19 protein-coding genes, 1 tRNA gene and 1 pseudogene are annotated in these 22,748 nt (G+C 64.3%); 7 read left to right on the top strand and 14 right to left on the bottom strand.

All coding sequences use genetic code 11. The annotated features are described in order from the left end of the window. Window positions 1–6: 6 nt before the first annotated feature. Entirely contained in the window at window positions 7–780 is a 774-nt protein-coding gene (locus PGN27_RS14180; RefSeq protein WP_335326677.1) for a TetR/AcrR family transcriptional regulator C-terminal domain-containing protein, read from the bottom strand. 104 nt (window positions 781–884) lie between these two features. Here PGN27_RS14180 and PGN27_RS14175 point away from each other — a divergent pair, with 104 nt between their 5' ends. From PGN27_RS14175 to PGN27_RS14160, 4 genes are all read left to right on the top strand, one after another. Further along, window positions 885–1,307, top strand: coding sequence for a nuclear transport factor 2 family protein (locus PGN27_RS14175; RefSeq protein ID WP_335326676.1), 423 nt, complete (start codon window positions 885–887; stop codon window positions 1,305–1,307). A gap of 106 nt (window positions 1,308–1,413) precedes the next feature. Then, complete coding sequence (locus PGN27_RS14170) at window positions 1,414–2,403, top strand: GGDEF domain-containing protein (RefSeq protein WP_335326675.1); 990 nt, start codon at window positions 1,414–1,416, stop codon at window positions 2,401–2,403. Beyond that, on the top strand, window positions 2,403–3,050 hold the full coding sequence (locus tag PGN27_RS14165; protein WP_335326674.1) for a GNAT family N-acetyltransferase: 648 nt from the start codon (window positions 2,403–2,405) through the stop codon (window positions 3,048–3,050). Before PGN27_RS14170 ends, PGN27_RS14165 begins: the two co-directional genes overlap by 1 nt. An 85-nt stretch (window positions 3,051–3,135) precedes the next feature. Beyond that, window positions 3,136–3,291 carry a hypothetical protein gene (locus PGN27_RS14160; RefSeq protein ID WP_335326673.1) on the top strand — a complete coding sequence of 52 codons (156 nt, stop codon included), beginning with the start codon at window positions 3,136–3,138 and terminating at the stop codon, window positions 3,289–3,291. 5 nt (window positions 3,292–3,296) lie between these two features. On the opposite strand, the gene PGN27_RS14155 is transcribed toward PGN27_RS14160, so the two are convergent. The 3 genes from PGN27_RS14155 to PGN27_RS14145 all read right to left on the bottom strand — a co-directional run bounded on the left by PGN27_RS14155 (window position 3,297) and on the right by PGN27_RS14145 (window position 4,940). Next, window positions 3,297–3,980 (bottom strand): GAP family protein, encoded by a 684-nt coding sequence (locus tag PGN27_RS14155; protein ID WP_335326672.1) that lies wholly within the window; start codon window positions 3,978–3,980, stop codon window positions 3,297–3,299. Window positions 3,981–4,030: 50 nt separating this feature from the next. Beyond that, window positions 4,031–4,321 carry a type VII secretion target gene (locus PGN27_RS14150; protein WP_335326671.1) on the bottom strand — a complete coding sequence of 97 codons (291 nt, stop codon included), beginning with the start codon at window positions 4,319–4,321 and terminating at the stop codon, window positions 4,031–4,033. Between the two features lie 76 nt (window positions 4,322–4,397). Next, complete coding sequence (locus tag PGN27_RS14145) at window positions 4,398–4,940, bottom strand: GNAT family N-acetyltransferase (protein ID WP_335326670.1); 543 nt, start codon at window positions 4,938–4,940, stop codon at window positions 4,398–4,400. A 42-nt stretch (window positions 4,941–4,982) separates the two neighbouring features. Between PGN27_RS14145 and PGN27_RS14140 the strand changes: the two genes are divergently transcribed. After that, window positions 4,983–5,843, top strand: coding sequence for a CPBP family intramembrane glutamic endopeptidase (locus tag PGN27_RS14140; protein ID WP_335326669.1), 861 nt, complete (start codon window positions 4,983–4,985; stop codon window positions 5,841–5,843). A gap of 50 nt (window positions 5,844–5,893) precedes the next feature. On the opposite strand, the gene PGN27_RS14135 is transcribed toward PGN27_RS14140, so the two are convergent. After that, entirely contained in the window at window positions 5,894–7,753 is a 1,860-nt protein-coding gene (locus PGN27_RS14135; RefSeq protein WP_335326668.1) for a PGRS repeat-containing protein, read from the bottom strand. A 215-nt stretch (window positions 7,754–7,968) separates the two neighbouring features. Beyond that, window positions 7,969–9,114, bottom strand: a pseudogene (locus tag PGN27_RS14130) (IS3 family transposase). A gap of 319 nt (window positions 9,115–9,433) precedes the next feature. Between PGN27_RS14130 and PGN27_RS14125 the strand changes: the two are divergent. Beyond that, complete coding sequence (locus PGN27_RS14125) at window positions 9,434–9,865, top strand: very short patch repair endonuclease (RefSeq protein ID WP_335326667.1); 432 nt, start codon at window positions 9,434–9,436, stop codon at window positions 9,863–9,865. Here the strand turns inward: PGN27_RS14125 and PGN27_RS14120 are convergent. The 8 genes from PGN27_RS14120 to PGN27_RS14085 all read right to left on the bottom strand — a co-directional run bounded on the left by PGN27_RS14120 (window position 9,858) and on the right by PGN27_RS14085 (window position 20,943). Then, a complete protein-coding gene (locus tag PGN27_RS14120) occupies window positions 9,858–11,753 on the bottom strand; it encodes a DrmB family protein (protein ID WP_335328732.1) in 1,896 nt (631 codons plus the stop codon). The genes PGN27_RS14125 and PGN27_RS14120 overlap by 8 nt on opposite strands. An 11-nt stretch (window positions 11,754–11,764) precedes the next feature. Next, a complete protein-coding gene (locus PGN27_RS14115) occupies window positions 11,765–12,784 on the bottom strand; it encodes a helicase-related protein (protein ID WP_335326666.1) in 1,020 nt (339 codons plus the stop codon). Then, window positions 12,696–15,257 carry a putative DISARM system helicase DrmA gene (locus PGN27_RS14110; RefSeq protein WP_335326665.1) on the bottom strand — a complete coding sequence of 854 codons (2,562 nt, stop codon included), beginning with the start codon at window positions 15,255–15,257 and terminating at the stop codon, window positions 12,696–12,698. Before PGN27_RS14110 ends, PGN27_RS14115 begins: the two co-directional genes overlap by 89 nt. After that, the gene (locus tag PGN27_RS14105) at window positions 15,254–16,957 is read right to left on the bottom strand and encodes a nuclease-related domain-containing DEAD/DEAH box helicase (RefSeq protein ID WP_335326664.1); all 1,704 of its coding nucleotides are present in this window, start codon (window positions 16,955–16,957) and stop codon (window positions 15,254–15,256) included. Before PGN27_RS14105 ends, PGN27_RS14110 begins: the two co-directional genes overlap by 4 nt. Further along, entirely contained in the window at window positions 16,954–18,468 is a 1,515-nt protein-coding gene (locus tag PGN27_RS14100; protein WP_335326663.1) for a DISARM anti-phage system protein DrmE domain-containing protein, read from the bottom strand. Before PGN27_RS14100 ends, PGN27_RS14105 begins: the two co-directional genes overlap by 4 nt. After that, the gene (locus PGN27_RS14095; protein WP_335326662.1) at window positions 18,465–19,139 is read right to left on the bottom strand and encodes a hypothetical protein; all 675 of its coding nucleotides are present in this window, start codon (window positions 19,137–19,139) and stop codon (window positions 18,465–18,467) included. The genes PGN27_RS14100 and PGN27_RS14095 overlap by 4 nt, the downstream gene beginning before the upstream one ends. Before the next feature lie 373 nt (window positions 19,140–19,512). After that, the gene (locus PGN27_RS14090; protein ID WP_335326661.1) at window positions 19,513–20,544 is read right to left on the bottom strand and encodes a DNA cytosine methyltransferase; all 1,032 of its coding nucleotides are present in this window, start codon (window positions 20,542–20,544) and stop codon (window positions 19,513–19,515) included. Window positions 20,545–20,860: 316 nt separating this feature from the next. Next, window positions 20,861–20,943, bottom strand: a tRNA-Leu gene (locus PGN27_RS14085). A 272-nt stretch (window positions 20,944–21,215) separates the two neighbouring features. Between PGN27_RS14085 and PGN27_RS14080 the strand changes: the two genes are divergently transcribed. Further along, window positions 21,216–22,628 carry an FhaA domain-containing protein gene (locus tag PGN27_RS14080; RefSeq protein ID WP_335326660.1) on the top strand — a complete coding sequence of 471 codons (1,413 nt, stop codon included), beginning with the start codon at window positions 21,216–21,218 and terminating at the stop codon, window positions 22,626–22,628. Window positions 22,629–22,748: the final 120 nt, after the last annotated feature.

Below are 22,748 nucleotides of genomic sequence, written 5' to 3'. Positions count from 1 at the left end.
GTCCGATCAGGTGCGGCGGGGCTCTATGAGTACGGCGAATCCGTCGAGGATTCGGGCGAGCCCGAAATCGTAGGCGTGCCCAGCGTCGTAGGCGCTGTGGTGAGTCTGGCCGGCCGCCGCGCCGACCCGGACGGCCAGCGGGTATCGCTCGGCGTCGAGGACGCCCTCCAGCAGCGGACCGACCCGCTGCCACCACTGGTCGTCGGATTCGCCGCTGTCCTCGGCTGCGGCGCGGGACTCCGTGGCGATCCGGGATACCGAGTCGACGAAGCCGAGTAGGTGGGTCAGGGCCGCGTCCATCTCCAGGTCGGTCAGTCCGAGGCCGTCGAAGGCGCTCAGTTCGTGTTCGTATTTGGTCATCATCCCCGGACCGAGCGGCGGCCGGGTGGTGGGTAGACCGACGACCCAATGGTGGCGGGCCAGCATCGCCCGATTCTCGTCCGCAATGGCCGAAACCTTGTCTCGCCAGGACATTCCGGTGAGGTCGGTGCGCGGCATCTGCCGGTAGACGGCGTCGAGCATCAGGTCCAGCAGCTCGGCCTTACCCGGCACATAGGTATAGATGGCCATCGGCGCCGCGCCCAGCGCGGCGGCCACCGCGCGGATGGTCACCTGACCCAGGCCGTGCTCGTCGGCGATGCCGATCGCGGCCTCCACCACTTGATCGACGGTCATGCGCTGCCGGGGACCACGCATCGGCTTGCCGGAGGGTCGACGCCACAGCAACTCGAGGGTGCGCACCGGGTCTCCGGCGCTGGAGCGCTCCTTGTCGCTGGGCAATGGTCGATCCTCCTTTCGCTGTCCGTCGATCGTAGACGGCCACGATATATCTCCGTACTATGTACGGCGTACGCTGTACGGAGTTATTAGATCGAGGAGAGATCATGTCCGCACTCAGCACCGGCAACCCCGCACCGACGGGATACACCCCGAGCCCCGCCGACATCGCCAGTGTCCTGGCCTGGTTCGAGCATTTCGACGCCCTTGCCGTCGCCAGGGATGTCGAGGCAATGGCCGACAAGGCGATGTTTCCATTGAACGAGGTCAGCGATGGCAAGGCGGAGTCCTATGACCGCGCCCGCTACATCGCACAGATGACTTCCGAGTTCGGCGGCTCAGAACAGGTCGACATGGTCTCGGTCCGCACACCGACGTTCCTGAACGAGAATCTGGTCTTCGTCGTCACCGATGCCACCATCACGATGGGCGATATCAGCCGGCAGGTGCGCTACGGCGACCTGCTGGTGAAATGCGCGGGCGATTGGAAGTTCCAGACGATGGTGCAGGGCGGCTGGACCGACTTCTGACCGCACGGGCGCCGCGCAACCGCTTGCGTGTAGCCCGGTGGCCATCCGCCCGTTTCCCGGCATTTCCCAAGGCGTGCGTCATCCGGTAGGAACATGGACAATCGGGATGCCGGAATGGGGACTTGGCGGGGGCGAGGTGGTGGTGCCGGTATTGAATACGGTGCTGCGCCGCCGCATCCTGCTGATCTATCTGACGGTCTGCCTGTTCTTCTACGCGCTCGCGATACTGAGCTCGCTCGGACGGTCCGACGCGTGGGGTGAATGGATCGCGACATCGCTGGTCGCGATCGGACTGCTGGCCGCGCTCCCCCGGCCGGCCGCCGGGTGGCGCTACCGGGTTGCGTTGTTCTGCGCCTGTGCGGCGCCGCCGATCGCGTTGATCAGTCATACCGAGTTGGCCGCCCAGGTCTGGGCGCTGATCCCGTTGATCCTCATCGCCGTGTTCGTCAGGAGCTGGCACCGCACGCGGACCGCACGGTTGGTCACGGCCGCGCTCGGTCTCGGTGCGGATGTGGGGCTGCTGATCGCGCCCGCCCCGGTCCCGCCGTTGTGGCTGTTGATGTTCCCGGCCTGCATCATGGGCATCGCCGAGGTGATCGGGCTGCTGCATTCGGCTCTTCTCGATGTCGGACACCGTGATCCGCTGACCACGGTGTGGAACCGGGCCGGCCTGAATCGCGCACTCGACGATCTGTTGCCCCGTGCGCGGCGACGCAAGGAAGCCCTGGCAGTCATCGTGTTGGATATCGACGATTTCAAGTCGGTGAACGACCGTGACGGCCACGCAGCCGGGGACACCGTACTGACCGAACTCGCCGCGCGTTGGACCGCCCAGGTGCCCGACGGTGCGCTCGTCACCAGACTCGGCGGCGACGAATTCGTCATCGTGCTCACCGGTTACGACGAGTCCCGAGCGCGGGCACTCGCCGAAACGCTCAGCGGCGACGGGCCGATCCGCGTGAGCAACGGCGTCGCCGTGGGAGCCGCGTACGATCCGGCTGCGTTCGCCGATCTGCTGGCTGCCGCGGACCGCGATCTGTACCTGGCCAAGGGCAACAAGCCGCGCCCGCCGGCCGATGAGGCGCCCGCGCTGTGATGACCTCGCCGGCAAGGCACCTGCGCGTCGACGTGACCGGGGTCTGTCTCGTCGTTCCGACGGATGCGCAGTTGGCGGTACTGGCCCGGCAGGCCGCGACGCCGGGAGCGGTACTCCCCGAGGATCAGACCCACTACGTCAAGTGGATCGACGGACGCAGCCCGGAAGTGATCGAGCAGCAGCGCATCGATCGGGTTCGCTCCAATCGCGACCTCACCACGGGCCCGGGATGGACTCTCGACCTCGCCATCGTCGTGGGCGGTCGTCCCGTCGGGCTGCAAAGCCTGTCGGGTTTCGAGCAGTGGCCGCAGCGCCGGGTCGTCGGCACCACGTCGTGGTTGATCACCTCGTATCAGCGCCGCGGCCTGGGGACCGCGGCCCGCGCGGGCGTCCTGGAACTCGCATTCGGGATCCTGCGTGCGGAGAAGGCGAAGTCCTGGGCGTTGGATGAGAACGTCGCCAGCACGACCGTGTCGGCACGGCTCGGATACCGCCTGATCGGCGCGGAGATGATCGTCGAGCATGGCCGGCAACTCACCGAACAGGTCTATGAACTTTCCGCCGAAGAGTGGGCGGAGTCAGCGGTGCGACACCGGTTGAAGCCGGTGGTCACCGGAGCCGAATCGCTGGCGCAGGCCTTGGGCTGACGTCGTCCGCTGAACACGCTCTGTTCAAAGGGATTTCAACTGTCATGCCTCGCCGGTGACACTCAACCCACCTATCGTCGGGTACGTGCCGTCGACGGATGAGCGTTCCGAATCACCGCCGAGGGCCGAACAATCCGCCGAGCGCTCACGGGTGCGCACCGGTGACGTGCGGCGCGCCGCCCAACGGTGCCCGTGCGGGCTGGAGCTATCCCTGACCGGGATCTGCGTCAACTGCGACTGAGCCGGTCACACCAGAGCCCTGCGGTGGATCAGCGCATCGGCGACAAGCGCCACCCCGGCGGCGACGAACAGGATGCGCACCCCGATGGGTCCGTACCTGGTCAGTGTCCGTACCAGTGCGCGTTGCATCCGGTCGGCCCGCCGACTCCTGCTGGTGGACAGGGCCAGCACCAGGATGCACGGCAACAGCGCCAACGCGCAGTAGGCCAACACCAGCACCGGCCAACCCGTCGGCAGCGGTTGGCGGGTGGCGATCATCGCCAGCCCGGCCAGATATGGCACTGCGGTCGGTGCCTGACCGAGACCGACTGCCACACCGACGAATCCGAGTAGCCACGGTCGCTGCTTGAGTGCCGCGAACGCCCACCCCGGGGCGGTGGACTGGGCCACCAATGGGAAGAACGCCAGCACGATCAACGCCGCGCCGATCAGTAACTCACCCCAGTACCGGACGCCGGGTGTGATCTCGAACTCGGTGAGTTCGGTGAGCAGGTCGACGCCCAGTACGAAGAAGATCCCGAAGGTGGAGGTGACCGCGAACACTCCGGCGATGAAGCTCAGACCGCCGGGTAGGGCTGATTGACGATTCAACCGACTGCCGTACACCACGGCCGAGACCACTCCGATGTTCAGGACGCTGAGGGAGTCCAGAAACGCCAGCCCGAGCAGCGCCAGCACGAGACCCGTCACGCAGTCGACCCTACTTGCGCGCGGCGGTACTCAATCGGTGCCGGGTTTGGCTACGGCGTGAGCGCCTGGGCTGCGGCCGCGTCCTGGTCGGTATAGCGGGTGGCGGCCGCGGAGAGGTTGTCGGCGTAGGACTGCACAGACTCGGCAAGGGCGGCGGTGTCCGCGGCTATGGCGGTCCCGGCCGCGTGGCAGGCGGCGCCGGTCTGTAGCTGCGGGACCGCGGCTGCGGCGCCGGTGAGCGGTGCATCGGCACCAAGGCCCGCCAGTTGCGCACCGGCCTGACGAAAAGCGGTGCTGGCGGCTGTCAGCGACGCGGGGTCGACGACCAGATTGTCCGTCATATCGAATCCCCTTCGGTGGTGTGCATCGCCGTCAATGTTACGGCGGGCGCGCGAAGTGTTCCGACGGCAATTTCGGCTACCAGAGATGCCCCGGCCGCCAATCACAGACCAGCGATGTATGCGGATCCGGCAGGGGGCGACCGTTGACGCCGAACAGGTAGATCAGGTCGGTGCTGTCGAAGGTGTCCACCACCCCGGTCGATCCGATGGCTTGGGTGTGGCCGGTCCAGAGCTGCCACCCGCGGGAAGCATAGAACGGCGCGGCCGTGGCGACCGCGTTGAGCGCACCGAGCTGGTGGCGGACGCGGATGATGTCCTCGACGCGGTCCATGATGATCCGACCCAGCCCGCGGCCCTGTTGATCGCCGCGTACAGCGACGGCCTCGACATAACCAGTGTCGAACGCCACACCGTCGTGGTGCAACGTCCGTGGCACGACGGCGGCGAAGCCCACCATGGACCGGTCCTCATCGGTGAGGACAACATGTCGGCCGGGGACGGCGTGCAACCAATCGTGTGATCTGAACGACGAACCGAATGCGCTGCGCACCAATGCTTCAGCGCTGTCGAGCTGGGATCCGCTGAGTTCCCCGGGCTCTGTGATGACAACTCCGACCATGCCGCCAGGGTGACATACCTGACGTTGGCTAGCATCGAGATCGTGTCCGGCACCGCAGATTCGTTTCGCGTTTCTGTGCGGTGGGTTCCGTCGGCTGTCATTGGCGTGGGTCTGGTCATCTACCTGGCCGCTGCTGTCGCCGTGTACGTCGGCGCCGCGGGCCAGATCCGTTTCACGGCAGACAGTTCGGCGACCATCCCGATGTGGCACCCGTGGCTGCCGGCCGCGGTCGGTATCGCACTGACGCTTGTTGCATTACCGCAGCGGAGCCGACCGGTTTTGGCTACGTCTCGTGACCGTGTCGACGCGGTGGTGCTCACACTGCTCGCCATCATGTTCGCCACGCTGCTTGTCCTGTTGGGTCCGACAGAGCCGAATTACACCGTGCTCAAGGTGGCTCTGCTGGTGATCTGTCCGCTCTTGCTGTTCGCGGTCGGGCGCCGCCGGGGACCTGCCTCGGGTTTCGTCGACGAACCACGACCCGGCCACCGGTGGCGCCCCTGGATCCCCGTGCTCGCTTGGGCGGCAACCCATCTGGTGCTATCGGCTCATGCGCCAGCCCAGCACATCGAGTGGGTGACACTGGTCGTCGGACTCGTGCTCGGTTTTCTCATCAACGCGGTGGTGGAGGAATTCTTCTACCGCAGGTGGCTGCAGACCCGATGGGCCCGGGTGCTCGGTGGTACGTGGCCGGCGGTCATCGTGTCCTCGCTGCTGTGGGCGTCCTGGCATACCGCGATTCAGGGCGGCGGCGACCTCGCCATGGATCTGGCGAACACGATCGTCAACCAGGGAGTCACCGGGCTCTTCCTCGGCCTGCTGTGGGCGCGCGGGCAGGCCATGTGGCCGCTGCTCGTCACCCACGGGTTGATGAACGCCAACCCGGTGGTGCTGTTCGGTTGATCCGTGCCGGATCATGTTGCACGTCAGGCTGACTGGCCCTATCGGGTTCCTCAGGCCGCTCCCGCGGACGGCTGACCGTCGGTGCCGGGACTGCCGGAAGCGGAACCACCGGCTCCGCCACGGCCACCTTTGCCGCCTTGCTGGATACTGCTTGTTGTTGTTGTTGCGGCCGATCCATTGCCCCCGTCACCGCCGTTGCCACCATTGCGGACACCCCGGCCGCCGTCGCCGCCGTTACCGCCGCGGCTGGACCCATAGCTGATCTGGCCCTCACCGCCCCGGCCGCCGTTGCCGCCGTCGGCGGCGCCTGCACCACCCGATGAACTCGCGCGGGCCTCACCGCCCGCACCCCCGTCGCCGCCGACAGCGACACCATTGGGGCCACCGGCACTTCCCATACCACCCTCGCCGCCATGGCCTCCGCGGGCACCTGTGCCGGCACCCCCGTCACCACCATTGCCTCCGCGCCCCTCCGCCATGGGCAGCTCGGTAGGCCGCTGATAGGTGGAGTCGACACCGCGACGACCCTCACCACCGAACCCACCGTCACCGCCGGCGCCGTCCGTGCCGAGACCACCCGCACCACCGTTGCCACCGATTGCGCTGCCGCCCCGGGTCGGACGATCGCCACTTCCCCTGCCGCCGTAGCCGATCCCTCCATGACCTCCGTCGCCGCCGACGGCACCGGTGCCGCCCGCACCGCCGTTACCGCCGACACCCTCGGCCCCGTTGCGGTCGAAGGTGCCGTCATGTCCGCGGCCGTTGCCGCCGTCGCCACCCTTACCGCCCCGCGAGCCTGCGGTGTTCCCGGACGAACCTGCGTTCCCGCCCGCGCCACCGTCACCGCCGGCTCCACCGGCGGTCAGGCTGGCCCATCCCAGGCCGCCCGCCCCACCGTCGCCGCCGCTGCCCACGTTCCCGGCGACACCGGCCGCACCGGTGCCGTTGGCACCGCCGCTACCCGCCGCACCCGCCGCACCGCCGTTACCTCCAGCGCCGCCATCGCCGCCGGCGCCACCCGGGCGGACAGTGAATTGCGTGCTGTCCGCGCCACGACCGCCGTTGCCACCGCGGGCCCCGTTGCCGCCCGTCCCACCGCTTCCATTGGCTCCCGCGGTACCCGCTCCGCCGAGAAGTCCGCCCTGGCCCTGACTGCCTCCGGCGCCGCCCACGCCGCCGGCACCGCCGTCGCCACCGACCTGACCGTGTTGTCCGGCGGCGCCCGCTGTCAAACCCGCGGCACCAGCGGCCCCCTGGTATCCGTGGCCACCATCGCCGCCGCGTCCAGCCGCACCGCCGGAGCCACCGGCACCGAAGATCAGGCCGCCGGCACCGCCTGCGCCACCACTACCCCCGGCACCGCCCGCGCCGCCCGCCTGTCCCGAAATGCTGCCGTCGGCGCCCCGGACCCCATCGGCGCCGGCCCCGCCGCTACCACCATTTCCGAGGAGTAACCCACCACGGCCACCGGCACCCCCCGCCGCCCCGGGCACGGTTGCCGCACCACCGGCGCCGCCGTGTCCGAACAGGCCCGCGTCGCCGCCCTTGCCACCGTTAGCTCCTCGGCCGCCGTTGCCGAAGAGGAAGCCGCCCAGTCCGCCGTCACACGCCGCGCCCACGCAATCAAGGGGCGCATCAGAGCCGTTGCCGATCAGCGGCCTCAGCATGAGGCGCTCGAACGCTTGGTCGTACGCTCGCGCACCGGTGTCTCGCGGCTGGACGGTCCACCACCACGACGTCGGCGTCTCCGAGGTTTCGGAAGTTTCGCAGGCCAGCGTCACCGCGCGGTGCACGACTTCGGAGCCGCCGGCATCGACCGGTTCCAGGCAGAGCGCTCCGAGTGCCGCGGCACTCAGACCCGCCAGCACCAGGCCCGCAGCAGCAAGGTGTCGGTCAGAACTGCACGTCATGAGGACCTTTCGGGGCCGGGCGAGGAATGTCAGCAGAGGACGGAAACTCGGAGAATTGACGCTGATGCTAGTCGATAGAGTCCGGCGGTCGGTTCCGGAGCGACGGCAGCTGGTACGGCTGGGGTTTGCGCGCAGGACCGTTGGGCTCGCCGCACTGTGAACCGACGAAAAAGAGGGGACTGCCCCGGGTTCAGTTGACTCGCGGGGTGTGAATTTCAGGCCGCGGTTGCGACTGGTGTGCGGAGCAGTTCGAACTCTATCGGGGTGAGTCTGCCGAGTGCGCGTTGGCGCCGGCGGCGGTGGTAGGTCCGCTCGATCCACGTGACGATCGCCAGGCGTAGCTCGCCCGGATGGACCAGCGTCGCCGGTCGAGCACATTGCGTTGCAGCAGGGCGAAGAACGACTCCATGGCTGTGTTGTCTCCGCAGGCGCCAATGCGGCCCATCGATCCGTGTAACCCGTTGTACGACAGAGCGTGGACGAATTTTCGCGATCGAAATTGACTACCTCGGTCGGAGTGGACGATCGTCTCGACCGGTGAGCGCAGCGCCACAGCGTTCTCCAGGGCGGCCACGGCCAACGAAGACTTCATACGGAAGTCGATCGAGTAGCCGACAATCCGGTTGGAGTAGACGTCCTTGATGGCGCGCAGGTAGAGCTTACCCTCGTCGGTGCGGTGTTCGGTGATGTCGGCCGGCCAGGCCTGGTTGGCGGCGCGGGCGCTGAACTGACGTTGCACGAGGTCGTCACGCACCGGCGGTCCGGATCGGCGGTTCAGTCCTCGCTTCTTGGCGAAGATCGACCAGATCCGCTCCTGGGAGCACCGCCGCGCGACACGGTTCTCACCAGCGGGATCCCGCGGCCGGGCAGCTCATCGGCGATGAATCGGTAGCCGAAGGCGGCGTGGATGACGCGGGCAGCGTTGATCAGATGGGCGTCGTCCCAATCCCGCTGCGACAGCGGTGCTTTGCGCCATTTGTAGAACGCCTGGGTGGCGAATCCCAGGACGGCAGGTCACCGTGACGGGGATCCCGTCATCGGCAAGGTCGAGGACCAGCGAGTACATCATTTCGAGTTGGCGTCCCGCGACAGATATCCGACCGCGCGGCGCATCACCTCGGCCTCTTACTCGAGGAGTTTGATCCGCTTGTGCGCCTCGCGCAGTTGCGCAGCCATGTCGTCAGCATTGGCCGGTGAGGCTGGCTGGCTGCGACCATCCTCACGGTCGGGATCTTGAGCCAGCGGTGCAGGCAGGCCTCCGAGATGCCGAAGTCCTTCGCGATCTGACGCAGCGGCCCCTCGCCCTTGCGGGCCACGGCGATGACGTCGGCTCGGAACTCCCCAGGAAACGGTATCGGCACGAGATTGATCCTTCCAGCAAGGACGAATCCACACAGGTCAGGAGTCAACCAAACTGGGGCAGTCCCAATCGATCACAACCCTCAGGCATCTTCTGGGGCTAACCGCATCAACGCCAGAAATCCCAACGCGGCGCGAAGGGGGCCAAAACTAGCCGTCACAGCGGGGCCACTTCAAGTTGATATTGCCAGTCAGGGCACGTAGCCGGAACTTGCATCTATTCGTGCAACGGGCCCGCGGCATCCCAGCCGAACTTGCGTAGCTGTCGATGCGCGATGGTCCAGACGACCGAAGTATGCTGACTTAGTGGCGCCGAAATCAGTGACTGACTCTTGGGCGTCGAGTCCGGGTCGGCGACGCAATATGCAGGCGAACCGTTCGCGGGACACCAGACCCGAACTCGAAGTGAGACGCCGCCTGCATCGCCTGGGTCTTCGCTACCGGGTCGCGATGGCCCCAGAAGCGGGCCTCCGGCGCCGGGCAGACATTGTGTTCACGCGTGCGCGTATCGCCGTGTTCATCGACGGTTGTTTCTGGCATGGTTGTCCCCAACACGGCCGATTGAACTTCAATTACAACGCCGACTACTGGCCTGCCAAGATTGCCGCCAACGTCACCCGCGACGCGGACACCAACGCACGCCTCAAAGACGCAGGCTGGACCGTCCTGCGGTTCTGGGAACACGAAGACGCCACCGATGTCGCGGAGACCGTACAGCGAGCCGTCGGCGCGAAAGTCGACGCGCCTAGGTGAATGCCGAGAAGTAGCCCAGCGCCGGGTCTGCGAAGGTCCCAATTACTAACCCACGATCGAGAAAGCGGTTGAACTCTTCACAGCTGGTTTCCGGGAGTAACGCACAGCCGTGACACGCAGCCAAATTGCATGAGTCTGGCCCCTGCCCCTTCTCGCCCGCGTCCATACAGACCGGATCGGTCGAACACCAGCGGGCATCCGTGAGCGCCGACGCGAACACCGAGCGAAGATTGTCGGGGCGCGCCATTCGCACCAGCCCACCCATGGTTCCCTCCGAGTCGCCGGCGGCCGTGTAGATCAACAGCCCCGCCATCTCCCTAGGCTTAGTCGTAGAGACGAAGAGCCGCTCGCGAAGCGATGCGGAGCTGTAGCCGCATGCAAAGACCAACTCGTTGATCAGAAGGTGCCCAAGTGTATGCAAAAGTACGAAGCGCGGAGCCAGGCTTCGGTGTTGAAGTCCGCGCTGCGAAGCACTTTGGCCGTAGTTACCGGTGATCATTTCAGCACGGGCCTGGACTTCGGCGCGCGCCTCCCATGCTGCGAGATGCGCAGGGTCGAGCTCGAAATAGATGCCTTCACCCTTGACGACGTAAGCAGGCAACCAGTCGTGTACCGGCGGCAGAGCCTCACGCCGGAGCAATGCCTTGCCGGTACTCAACTTCAGCACGTCATCTCTGACCCGAGTGAAACCGCGCAGTGCACGGGTTTCCCGAAGCACGTCTACGGAACGAACACGCTCCAGATAAAGAACGAGGTCGGTATGGATACCGGGATTCGTTGCCGTCAGGTAGTCATCTTTCGGTGTCTCACGGATGTGCTGGAACTCCGGGTATCGCCACTCGTCGTCTCCGGTGAGTAGCTCAGCATCCGAATCCTCGCCGGACTCGGGTTCTTTCTCGCCGACCCCGAGGAGGTCGCCGTATCCAGCGATGAGTTCCTCATCGGAGATTGGACCGAATAGCTCCGGCGGCACGTTCTTGAGTAGTTGCTCGCGCAACATATTCACATCGAGGTCTGCGCCGAAGATGCTGTGCAGCGTCCGCATTGTGCCGCTTACGGCCGGATGCCCCATCAGCTCATGCATCTCTTCGCTAACGGCACCTTCCTTGCGCGGCAAGTAGATCGACGATTCGACCTTCGGGAAGTAGACGTTGCCTGCCGAACGCAACGCACCGCGTATAGGTTGGTCGCATGCACCGTCAAGTTTCGCCAGCCAGGGGCGGGCGCCAGTGCAGAGGTAGGGGTCGGTGGGGGAAGACAGCTGGTCACTCAGGTTGGTGTGCTCTTCACCGTTGACGTAGCGCGCCTCCGTGATACCACGAAGGTTGCGCTCATTCCCGCACGCGTCGCACACTACGCGCTGCCCTTCCAGGCCACCCCCGCCGAGCGATTTGAGGCGTAGTGTCCCGGAGCACGTTGGCCGGTGCGATCGGTGCACCCACTTCTCAAATGGAAAGTCGTCGAGGTGCCCAGCGGTGCATACGGCAACAAACGGCACTTGTGACATGCGCGGCTTGTACTTCCAGTCAGCGTGCTTTCTGTCCTTGCAGAAAACCGACTGCTGCATCGTGAGCGTCGACAGTTCAAGCCGCTTGCAGAACATGCAGAAGGACCAACGAGGAAAGCGCAGTACCGGCACTGTCAGCTTGACATTGCGCTTGTCGTTGCCTTGGCCCTGATAGCGGTGATCCGGCGGCAGCCGGAACTCCGAGACCCGCAACCTGGCCTCTAACCGCCAGTCGTGCTCCTGGTATTCTTCAAGTGCCAGGGTGCTACTAGCATCAGGCTCATACCAATGGTCCAGACCCGCGGTGATGACGGACGTTCCATTGACAAGCACACTCATGGCGCCCACCCCGAACGGCGTTACGAGCTGGGCTCGCCGCATTGCACCAGTGCTCATAGTTCGGCTCCTGTGTCGGAATCGGCATAGGCGTAGGCCAGGGAGATCGCCAGGCGGCACTCGGCATCGACGTTCCTCATGCTGGTCGGGACATCCCAGATGGTGGCTCTGCTGTCGAGGTCGGGCAGAGTGCCGGCGTATCGCATAAGTCCCTGCTTCGGGTCGCCCCATGGAGGCGGATTGGCTTCCCACTGCGTTCGTTCCCAACCAGCCCACTGACGGGCCCGCTTCTCAGCCATCTTCTCCAACATCGGTACCTCTTCCTGGTCCGCGATGAGGGCGCGTTCGCGAAGCAGCCGGACCGCCTCGTCGAACTCTTGAGAGGGGAAGGGGTAGGGCGGTAGGTCCTCGGGCGACACCTGACGGACATAAGCCACTGCGGCAGCGTGGAACGCTCGCCGCAGTACCGGGGTGGCGAAAGGCGTGACCGAGGTGGGTTCGACCTGTGCGTATAGCTGCTGGTGGTAGGTGCGGAAGCGCTCGTAGTGGCTTCGGTCTCTAGGTTTCGCCGCACCATAAATTGTGATCACAAGACCAGGGCTTACGTCAGCTCGGCGGCCGACGCGGCCAGACACCTGGATGTACTGCGCGGTGGTCTTTGGCTGGCCCACGATGGTCATCAGGCCGAGCCGGTCGATATCGACCCCGACCTCGATGATGTTCGACGCGAGGCAGATATCGATGGCCTCTTGGCGGTCTTGCCCCGGCACGTAGCGGACCTGCAGTTGCTCGATTGCCTTCGGAATCTCGTCCGAGCGCCGACGGGAAGTCAGCTCCATGGTCCGGTTGGGCCAGCGCGGGTCGATTCCGTCGCGACGCACCAGACCCGTTAGGTAGTCGGGTACGTCGGACTCCAGCAGAGACACGGTGTTGCCCAACTCGCGTAGCGAGTTCAGGAAGTTGAGATTGGTCCAATACCCGTCGCGGTCATCCTCCGGCACCTTCGTGACGCCCTGCAGCGTGGCCGCCGCGACGCGGGTTTGAACGGTCTGCGTCGAGCCGAGGGAGGCGCTCATAATCCCCAGGTAGCGTCGGCCCGGTTCCAGTTCCCCGGTGGAGAGCCGAGCGGGCTCCGCGAAGAAGGAACGGCCTTCCTCCAACCCGTGCGGCGGGAACAGCGCGACGTCTTCGCGGCCGAATAGTCCCTTGATCTGGTCTTCGTAGCGCCGGATGGTGGCGGTGGAGGCAATGATCTTGGGCGGAATGGGGGGGAACGCTACGACGGTCGGTGCACAATTCGTCGATGACCGGCTCGTAGAGCCCGACCATTGACCCGAGCGGCCCGGAGATGAGGTGTAACTCGTCCTGAATGATCAGGCCGGGCGGCGAGACTTCGCGCACGCCCTGCTCGTTGAGACCGAACAAGTTCCGTGCTTCAGGGCGCCACGCCATCATCGCGAACTTGTCGACGGTGCCGATGACTATCGAGGGACGCACCGCGTAGATGTCCTCATCGACAACATGGATGGGCAGTCCGGCACGCCGGGAGTAACGGCACTGTGGATCAACGCAGCGCAGGACAACCTTTCTCCCGGCTTGCTCGTATCCGATGACGTCCTGACCGCCCTTGCCCCTGGGCTTGGTGCCCATCTGGGCACCACACCAGGGGCAGCGCAGAAGGAGAAAAAGATTCTGCTCATGGGGATTTCGGCGTAGCTTCCCGAGTACATCGACGGCCTTCGTCCAGCTATTCGGAGTCGATGAACCACCCAGCCAGATCCCGATTCCGAATGGGGAGGTTCCGAGAGAGTCCTTGTTGGTGTCGCGGATGTCTTCTAGCACGCACACCAACGATGCGGCGCGCAAGAACTGCTGGGCGGTCAGCAACCGCAACGTATACCGCATCAGGGTGTCTGTGCCCGCGTCTTCTGGGTTACGAAGCCGCCGTGCCAACAAGCTGATCGAACAAGCGCCGAGATACGCCTCGGTCTTTCCGCCACCCGTTGGGAAGAAGATCAAGTCAACGAGCGAGCGGGTCTTCCGGGTCGGGTCAACCAGCTCGGGCAGGCTGGCGAGGATAAACGCGATCTGAAAAGGTCTCCAGGTCCCCCTACCTGCGGGGATATCGGGCTTAGGGTGCGTGCCCTTGACCCGGAGAATGTCGTCCTTTCCGCGCTCAACCTCACGCAAAGGGAAATTTGACCGCACCTGCTGGTAGAGCATCGCCTCGTTAGCCCAGCGGAATGACCGAGTGGCGTTGAGGTCTGACCCCACCAGGGCCCAACCTTCCTGCATCCGCTTCAGCGCTTCACCCGCTAGCTGCACGTGTTTGGTCGCGGCGCGGCGGAAGCGTTGAGGAAGGTCGTCGATCTCTGACGTTCGCGCGGCAATCCACTCGCGGTAGAGCCGCAGTACGTCCTCCACCTGCTGTTTGCCTACCTCGGTGGCGTCAGCCAGCTCCTTCATGCTGACCGTTACAGCCTGCCGATTCCCCTCGGCATCCATGAGATAGGAGCCCTGCTTATCGGTTCGATAGATGTTCGGTGTCAAGCTGACCACCTCGTACGCGGGCAACGCAACAGCCTTCACAAACGGGACGGGTGACCCGGCACCACCCTCCCACTCGGCAGCACAACCGTGCCCGATTGCATAGGTGCGCTTGTTGCGGTAGAGCAGGTCGATCGACTGCTCTTCGTCATCGCGGTCAGGCAGTTCCACCTCTGGATAGGGTTCGATCACCAACCCATCGGCTGTTGCCGTAAAACCCATCTGGAAAAAGGCACTGCGGGGTCCTGTGCCGGGGGTGTTGTTTACCACAGCAACGGTCACGAGCCGTAACTCAGGATCACCTACACCAGGTACCGGTCGGCTGAACACCCGCGTCGTCGGAGCGATGCCGGGCGCGTCGCCGTCAGGAACCATCGGCACTACCTTGAGCCTGTTGGTCTCGTCCCGAAGAACGCTTCCTGGCACGGTGCCTAACAACGTGAACGGGCGGCGACGCCACCAGTCAACGGGCTTGCTGAGTCCCGGGATGTGGACAACGATCCGCTCGTAATGTGCGCCACTCACCCGGATCCGCAGTAAACCCCCTGCGGGAACACGGGACTGAAACGATATCGCCATAGCGGACGGTTTGAAGCTGTTGGCGTCGCTCAGGTCGAAGTCATCGGAGTCGGCTACGTCGTCACGGAGCGAACCCTTTATCTCGACCGGCGGCCCATCAGGATCGTCCTCACTGGTCGCCACGCCCTGGACACCCGTCAGGTCGACGTCGACCGTTCCGGCCTGGTCGACATTCGTGCCGCCAGTGGCGCCCCCGCTGTGAAGGACACCGATGCCGTAGCGGGACAGCGGCGTCCCGATCGTGAGAATCTCCTGCTTGGTAGCCGCGTCGTGGAACTGGCCTCTGCTCTCCTCGGCAGTAGCAAAGGTGATGGTGCCGGATGTGCAGTCAACCGGCTTTCCAGTAGATTCCTCGCCGAGGGGACCGAATAGTTCCCGCCGCAGTTCGGCTTCAACGACAGCGCGGGCTTCGAGACCGCTCATGCGGCGCCTCCAATAGCTCTTCGGAATGTGTTCGTTTCGATGAATGCGATTAGTCGGTCGGTTGCGCGCGTCAGCCCGACATACAGCAGTGCGTCGAAGTTGTCGTCCACTGTCGTCTGATTGAGGTCGGTGATGACGACCGCCGGTGATTCCAAACCTTTGAAGGCATGGATGGTTGAGTACTGCAACTGCCCGCGACGTGCTGGGAGTCCATCGGCGGCTTTCAGGATCTGCTTTAGCCAGCGATCTTCGGTGGTGGTGGCAGTTGAGCTGTTCCGCTGAGGGCTTAGAACAACGATCTCGTTCAGTTCATATCCCTCTAGCCTGAGCTGCCGGATTGCCTCGGCGAGAAGTGCCGACTGGTCGCACCCTGCCTGATACTGGTGGAAGGTCGGGTCCACGCCGTCGTCGGACCGGCGGAACTGCTGATAGCCCGGCTGGAGATGGCTTAGGAGGTTCACCTGGTAGCCGATGCGCGGTAGATTGCGGCAGTTCTGCATCAGCTTGTAGCTGGTCAGATGGGGCGCACGGGTCCGGAGTCGTTCGCGGCCGGTCTCGTTCTCGTAGATAGCTTGGCGCTCGAAGTCGCCAAATAAAAGCACCCGCCCGTCTCGCAGACCGCCGGCGACCATTAGGTCGAGCACGTCTAGGTATGTCTCGGTGGCAATGTCTTGAATCTCGTCGACGACCAGAAAATCGCTCGTCTCAGCTGTATCGGCGTCGATAAGCGCCTCCATTGCACGCTCGGGGAGCTCCTGGCTCCAGAACTCAGGTGGCGGATCACCGGGCGCGTGGGTTAGCCCGGCCAGCCGAAGCAACTCCTTGTGGAAGGTTCCGACCGTCAGGCCCTCAAGGCCTGCCATCTCAGTGCCAAGGCGTTTGCCGAGAAAGCGGTTGAAGCACAGAAGTCGTCCCTGCTTCCCGCTCGCTAGTTCGCGTCGTGCTGATTCCATCGCGAGAAACGTCTTGCCTGACCCCGCCGGGCCTGAAAAGAGCACACCGCGATTCTCAGCGGCGGCGTCGAGCGCGAGGAATTGCTCCTCCACGAACGAAACTAGCTGTGAGTCACGCGCTCGTCGGCGGTCCCCCGCGACCGTTGCCAACTCAAACTTCGGGCGCAGCAATGCGGCAATACGGTCGGCGGTCTCTCCGTCTGGTCCGACGCCACCGTAGGTGAAGTACTTGATCTTGTCGTCGAGGTGCTTTGTCCCAGCAGCGAGAGTCCGCAGGACAGCTGCCGGTGCGGCCTTGAGATCTTCGGAGTCCAGCACCTGCCAGTCTTGCCACTCTGGATTTGTAGGCAGCATTGTGCGGGCCCGCACGCTGGTGAACCAGACGGCCGAGAGCATCGGTACCGAGCGGAGGTCGACGTGCTTTTTCTCCAAGTAGTTGCGCAAGCTGTGCATCGCTTCGCCGGCCTGCTGGAAGGGTCCCCGCGCTGTGGGTAAGTCGGTTCCTAGTTTCCAGGTCCCATCGCTGCGGCGGTCGATCGTCTGGTGCGATTTGACCTCTATGACAAGGATGCCGGACTCCGGGACGATGATGACGAAGTCCGTCTCACCTTCGACTTGGCGAACATGCTGGGCGATACCGAGGGAGTGGAGCGCGATCCAGTCGTCGGTCTCATTGGCCTCCTGCAGCGCCGCGTATACGGTCTTCTCTCCCGGTGGCGCATCTGCCGGACAGAAGGCGGGCATCATTCGAGCCACTGCCCACTCCGATCTTTGAACGGCACCCTTGCATCGTGCCGCTGCACGATCTCAGCGAAGGGCGAGATCGCCAGTACGCGTGTGGCGAGTATTCCCCGGAACCCCTCATGCTCGACTTCGAGACTGAGATGACCCGCAGTCTTCAGCTCCGAGAGGTCGGTGGCGGAGACCGCGAGTTCGAGATGCTTCCCGATCTCGGCACTCACTTGGTACAGAGTCTTGCGCAGTAGGGTCGCGTAGCCGAACGTCGGTTGGGTCGGGACATCGAGCCACTGCAGGAGCCTCTCGAAGTCTTGGTCGCTGATCGGACGTATCAGGTTTGGGTCGGTCCAGGCGCGCGCCCGGTCGGCAGTCCTTACTCCCGCAGCCCGCAACTGCCTGACCACATGCCGAATTCCGCTCTGTTCAATCCGCTTGGCTAGCAAGCGCTTCCATGCCTCTTGCGTCTGCTGGACCACGTCACCGTTCACCAAGCGAGCAATAGCAGCCTGGTATAACGCATTTCGTTCAGTCTCACCTTGTCGCAGCAGAAGGTACGTGCCAACGCGGACAGCCGGGATGTCGGTGTATGTGACGCGTTCACCGGCAGGCTGTTCTGGGTCAACTGACCGGATTCGTTCGCCGTCGTCGAGCCACATCGCAAGGTTGCCACTCAGCAGAACTTTGCGGGCCTCGACCTCCTCGCTCGTCGGTTCGCGATCGCAGCCCTGTCGGCGACCCCAAACTGGCTGCGGGAGGTATTCATTCACGTCTTCAGGCTCGTCCGGCATTTCAAGCGCCGGCTCGCTCGTGTCGCTTTCCGTGAAGGTCCGCGCTTCGATTCGGATAGCTCCTTCGGCGTAGGCGGCGATAGCTGAACGGGGCACCGTGCGGTCACTCATCCAGGCGGGCAGCACGAAAGCGACCCCGCTGGCTATTGGAGCTGTTACTAGCGATGATGGGTAAAACCTGGGCGGGCCGACGACGTAAGCCTGCTCGCGCAGAGGCTGAACGCGTTCTAATTCGCCTGCGGTGAGCACCAGTACGTCACGCTCCTGCAGCCATGCCTCAATCCCAGCCGCGGCGGCCTTGTTCGAAACGATGACGACGCTGGAATCGGCGCCGACCTCCTCGACGGAACGCAACAACGTCTCTCCGACAACGGAATTGGTCGACGCGACCAGCACAGCTGTGGCAGCGAGTTCATCAAGCAGTCCCTGATCTACGATTGCACCCCGCAGGCGTGCAGCGTGCTTGTTTACTTCGTCGGATAGGTAGATCAGATTGGGGTTGAATTCCAGAGGTTGAGGTTGGGTGACTCGCCGCCAGCGAAGCGCCTTCGCGGCGCCAGCTAGATCGTCTAGGTAATCTCCACCTTCCGCTTTCACTAGGGCCAAGAGTCGGCGGACAGCAGCGTTTAGCCGTGCTCCAGCTGGATCTCCCACAGCGACAATCTCGACGCCGGTGAGAACGAGGCTGGTTGAGGCGGCATAGCGCTGGTCTAGCGTATCGATGCGATTCATAGGGCAACCGTGAAGGCTAGAGCTTCGACTCCCGTCGGGGGCCGCCACCCAATGTCATCTGAGAGAGACACGGCCTCGCCGCGAGTGTTACGGAGCTGAATCATGAGTTCTGCTGCTGTCTCGTCCGCAATCGAGCGATCCAGCACACAGATGACAACCGGTGATTCGATTTCGGCCAAGTACCTGATCGCTCCATTTCCATCGAGAATCACTGCCGTCACATCTTGTGGGATGGGGAGGAGGTCAGCGAGCTTCGCATAGGGATAGATCCGTGTATACCAAGTCGCCGCGCGCGCATTCTTCGGCATCAGCAAAGACCCGATTCTGCTTGGCGGAAATTGGTCGTTCTCCCTAGCTAGGTAGGCTTCAAAGTCCTCCCTTAGCCACGCCAAAGTTCCGACAATCGCAAGGTCTGCAGCCGGCTTTGCGAGGCGGGAATCCCACGCCAAATCGAGGTGCGCCATCCGTTCAATGCTGCCCGGCTCTGGGCGAGGCGCACGTGCAGGCTCGTCCAGCTCGTTTGTCGCAGCGATTGCTCTGATGGCGTCGACTCGCCATGTTGAGCCGGCGAACCTAGCCCGGGGTTGCTGCGTGAGTTCGTCTAGAGACGAAAACGCGCCGGTTACCACCTCCAGGCTGTTGACAGCCCTGAGCGTTTGCCCTGGCTTCATCTCACGCAGCGTGGCCAAAGGCCCCTCGAGGATCGGTGCATCGCTTGCGAGAACCCAACCGCATCCGATCAAACACGCCGCGAAATCCCGCTTCGGCACCGATAGAGCGATGACCAATTGCCGATCGGCTGACTTTCGCGAATACCGGGCGGCCCGCGTCCCGAGCGCCAAGAGCGGCCCAATCCACGGTGCTGCTCGACCCGACACCCCTGCCGATTCAGACAGCTCAAGCTGGATTGACAGGCCTCTCCCCCCTTGACCTTCATTGCCCGTTCTTAGCTGGAGTGAGTGTAGCGACGGCGTCGGACAGAATGTTGGAGATTTTCGCCGTAGGCGAGACCAACCACGGTTCTTGGTTGGCAATAGGCCGGTTTCACGCGGTCAGAGAAGCACTCGCTGCAGACTGTCTGGCTGCCCGACGCATCGCGGCATTTATTGCAGTGGCGAGTGCCTGTGAAAGCGGAGGCGGGACCGCGTTCGAAACCTGTTCGACCTGAGAAGAAAGCGTTCCCTCAAGTACAAAGTCACTCGGAAATCCCTGCAGGAGCATGGCTTCGTAAATGCTGATGCGCCGGTGTCCCTCTGGGTGAACGTGAATTTCCCGGTGACCGTAGGCAACTGTAGGACTTGGTTTGTCCCATTCCAGCCGGCGGAAGCATCGGCCTGCGCGATCCGCCCCCCCTGGACGCGCGAATCGTTTTGAGACGGGCCTCATCGTCCAGTGATTCTCATGATGGGGTATCGCCGCCCTATCGAGGTTCCGCGCGAAGAACGCGGGCTCGGGGAGCGAGCCGATAACTGCGCGCACCGTCAGTCCGTTCGGCGGAACCTTCTTTGGCTTGAAGTGGCGCGCCACCGACTCGTCGCGGAAACCGGAGATGATCACACGATTTCTGCGTTGCGCAACGCCATAATCGAGCGCCGAATACTCGCTCACATCAGGAGTGAGTCCAATCGCACGAAACTTCGAGAGAATCCCTCGAAAGGTCACGGAGTGTTTGGCATCACGGATACCGAGTACGTTCTCGAATAGAACAAACTCGACTTTGTAGTTGAGCTGAAGCGCCTCAACCACCCGTAAGTAGAGCAGTGGGAGTCGGTTGCGCGGGTCGTTCGCGGCGGATCCAGTATTGGCACGCGAGAAGCCTTGACACGGCGGCCCACCTATCACGGCGATCGATTCGCCCGCCTCAAGAATCCCGTCCAAATAAGCAAGGACCCCGTCAGGCCCAAGTTCCTCTAAGTCTGCCGCCACAGAGATGGTGTTCTTGAAGTTACGGCGATGAGTCTGGATTGCTGCCGTCGATAGATCTGTGGCAAATACTAGGGGGAAGCCCGAACGCTGGAAGCCGAGATCCAATCCGCCGGCACCCGAGAATAGGCTCACGATCTTCGGCAGTGCCATGCTAGCTCCTGACTTACCCGCGTTCTCACAGGACAAGAGGGGGCGAGATCCTTCCTGTGACCTGCGAACTCCCCCGCGTCGGACCGCGGCTGACTTCCGCAACTCTAGCGATCGCCAAAGACAAATATTTGAGCCACACCGAGCCTGGCCTCCAGGTAAGGCTGATACGTCATCCATGACTATCGGGGACTTGGCCGCGGAAGTCCCGGACCAACCTCAACGACGCCTGTCGGCGCGAACTCCACCAAAACACAAAGGTCACGACCCATTTCTGGTTCGTGACCTTTATGCCTGCGGTTCGTAGAACCGCTCACTGTGGGCGAAGGGGGACTTGAACCCCCACGTCCCGAAGGACACTGGCACCTGAAGCCAGCGCGTCTGCCATTCCGCCACTCGCCCTGAATGACCGCGCAACAGTATCACCACGGACCCACCAGACCCAAAACCGGCCGTGAGACTGACGTTGTTGCGCTTTTTTCGGGCTGGAGACCACCAAAACGTCGCTCTCGCGGGCCGGACCGCAGCCCGACCGAAATACTCTGACCTGGCGCTATTGGATTCTCAGAGATCCGTTGGTCACGTATTGCGCACAAGGGCCGATAACATGCGTGTGAGCAGTGTGGCCAGAGCGACACGCAGCGACGGCATCGGACGACGGACAGGGCGGTGATATGGGGCTGGCAGACCGTATCGAGCGACGCCTCGAGTCGACGGTCGGTGATGCCTTCGCCCGGGTCTTCGGCGGGTCGATCGTCCCGCAGGAGGTCGAAGCCCTGTTGCGGCGGGAAGCCGAGACCCACGCCCGCGATGTCGGTCATGGCCGCATCTTGGCTCCCAATGACTACGTCATTACTCTCAGTGAGACTGACTATCAGAAGGTGAGCGCAGACCCGGTCCGCACATCGACCACGTTTGCCCGCCACCTGGCAGGTTTCATTCAGGACCAGGGGTGGCAAACTTATGGCGATGTTGTCGTCAGGTTTGCGCCATCGCCGAGCCTGCACACCGGCCAGTTCCGCACCCGTGGAGCGGTCAACCCCGACTCGACCACCGGCGACCCCGTCGCCCCAGCAGAACGCAAAAGCGCGGTAGGCGCAGAACCAGGAGTACCAGCGATGACCGACAACCCGAGCTACCGCGGCCAGGGACAGGGTCGGCCCGGCGACGAGCAGTACGACGACCGGTACCGCCAGCAGGACGAGCCGCGCGGCGCCTACCCGCCCGAGCAGGGTGGCTACCCCGACCAGGGCTACCCGCAGCGCCAGGGCGGTTACTCCCAGGAGCAGGGCAGCTACCCGGACCAGGGTTACCCGCCGCCGTCCTACGAGCAGCGCCCCCCTGCCGGGTACGGCCAGCCGCCCGCCGGGTACGGCGAGCAGGGCTACCGCCCGCAGCAGCCGCCTGCCGGATACGGCCAGCCCGCCGGGGCGCCCCCGAGTGCGCCGCCGCCCGGATACGGCGATTACGACTATGGCCGCCCCCGCCAGGACGAGGGTTACGGTTCGCACGGCCGCCCGCCGGCCTACCCCGATCAGGGTGGCTACGGCGGTCAGCAGTACGACCGCGCCGATTACTCGGCCCCGCCGGCACCCCCGGCCGCACCCGATTACGGCCGTTACGGTCAGCCGCCCGCCCAGGGTGGATACCCCGACCAGGGCGGTTACGGTGAGCCCGCCGGGTACGGACAACAGGACTATGGCCAGCAGGACTACGGTCAACAGGATTACGGCCAGCCCGATTACGGCCAGCAGGGCTACGGTCAGCAGGCCGCCGGATACGCCGGTTCCTACGGCGCCGCCGCGCAGGTGACCCTGCAGCTCGACGACGGCAGCGGCCGCACCTACCAACTGCGCGAGGGCGCCAACGTGATCGGACGCGGCCAGGACGCCCAGTTCCGGCTGCCCGATACCGGTGTCTCGCGCCGGCATCTGGAGATCCGCTGGGATGGCCAGGTCGCGCTGCTGTCGGACCTGAACTCGACCAACGGCACCACGGTCAACAATGCCCCGGTGCAGGAGTGGCAGCTCGCCGACGGTGACGTCATCCGGCTGGGTCATTCCGAGATCATCGTCCGGGTCCACTGATCCACCGGGTGCCGACGAGGGGGCCGAGCCCGCGGGCGCCACGGCGTAACGGTCCGGCCTCGGGCGGCACGCTTCGTCGACGCATCAGCAGCGCTCCCAGTATCGTGTCCGCGACAGCGC

This window comes from Mycolicibacterium neoaurum, assembly GCF_036946495.1.
Taxonomy (GTDB): Bacteria; Actinomycetota; Actinomycetes; order Mycobacteriales; family Mycobacteriaceae; genus Mycobacterium; species Mycobacterium neoaurum_B.
The sequence above is the reverse complement of the archived record's forward strand: the minus strand, read 5'-3'. Positions and strand labels throughout refer to the sequence as shown.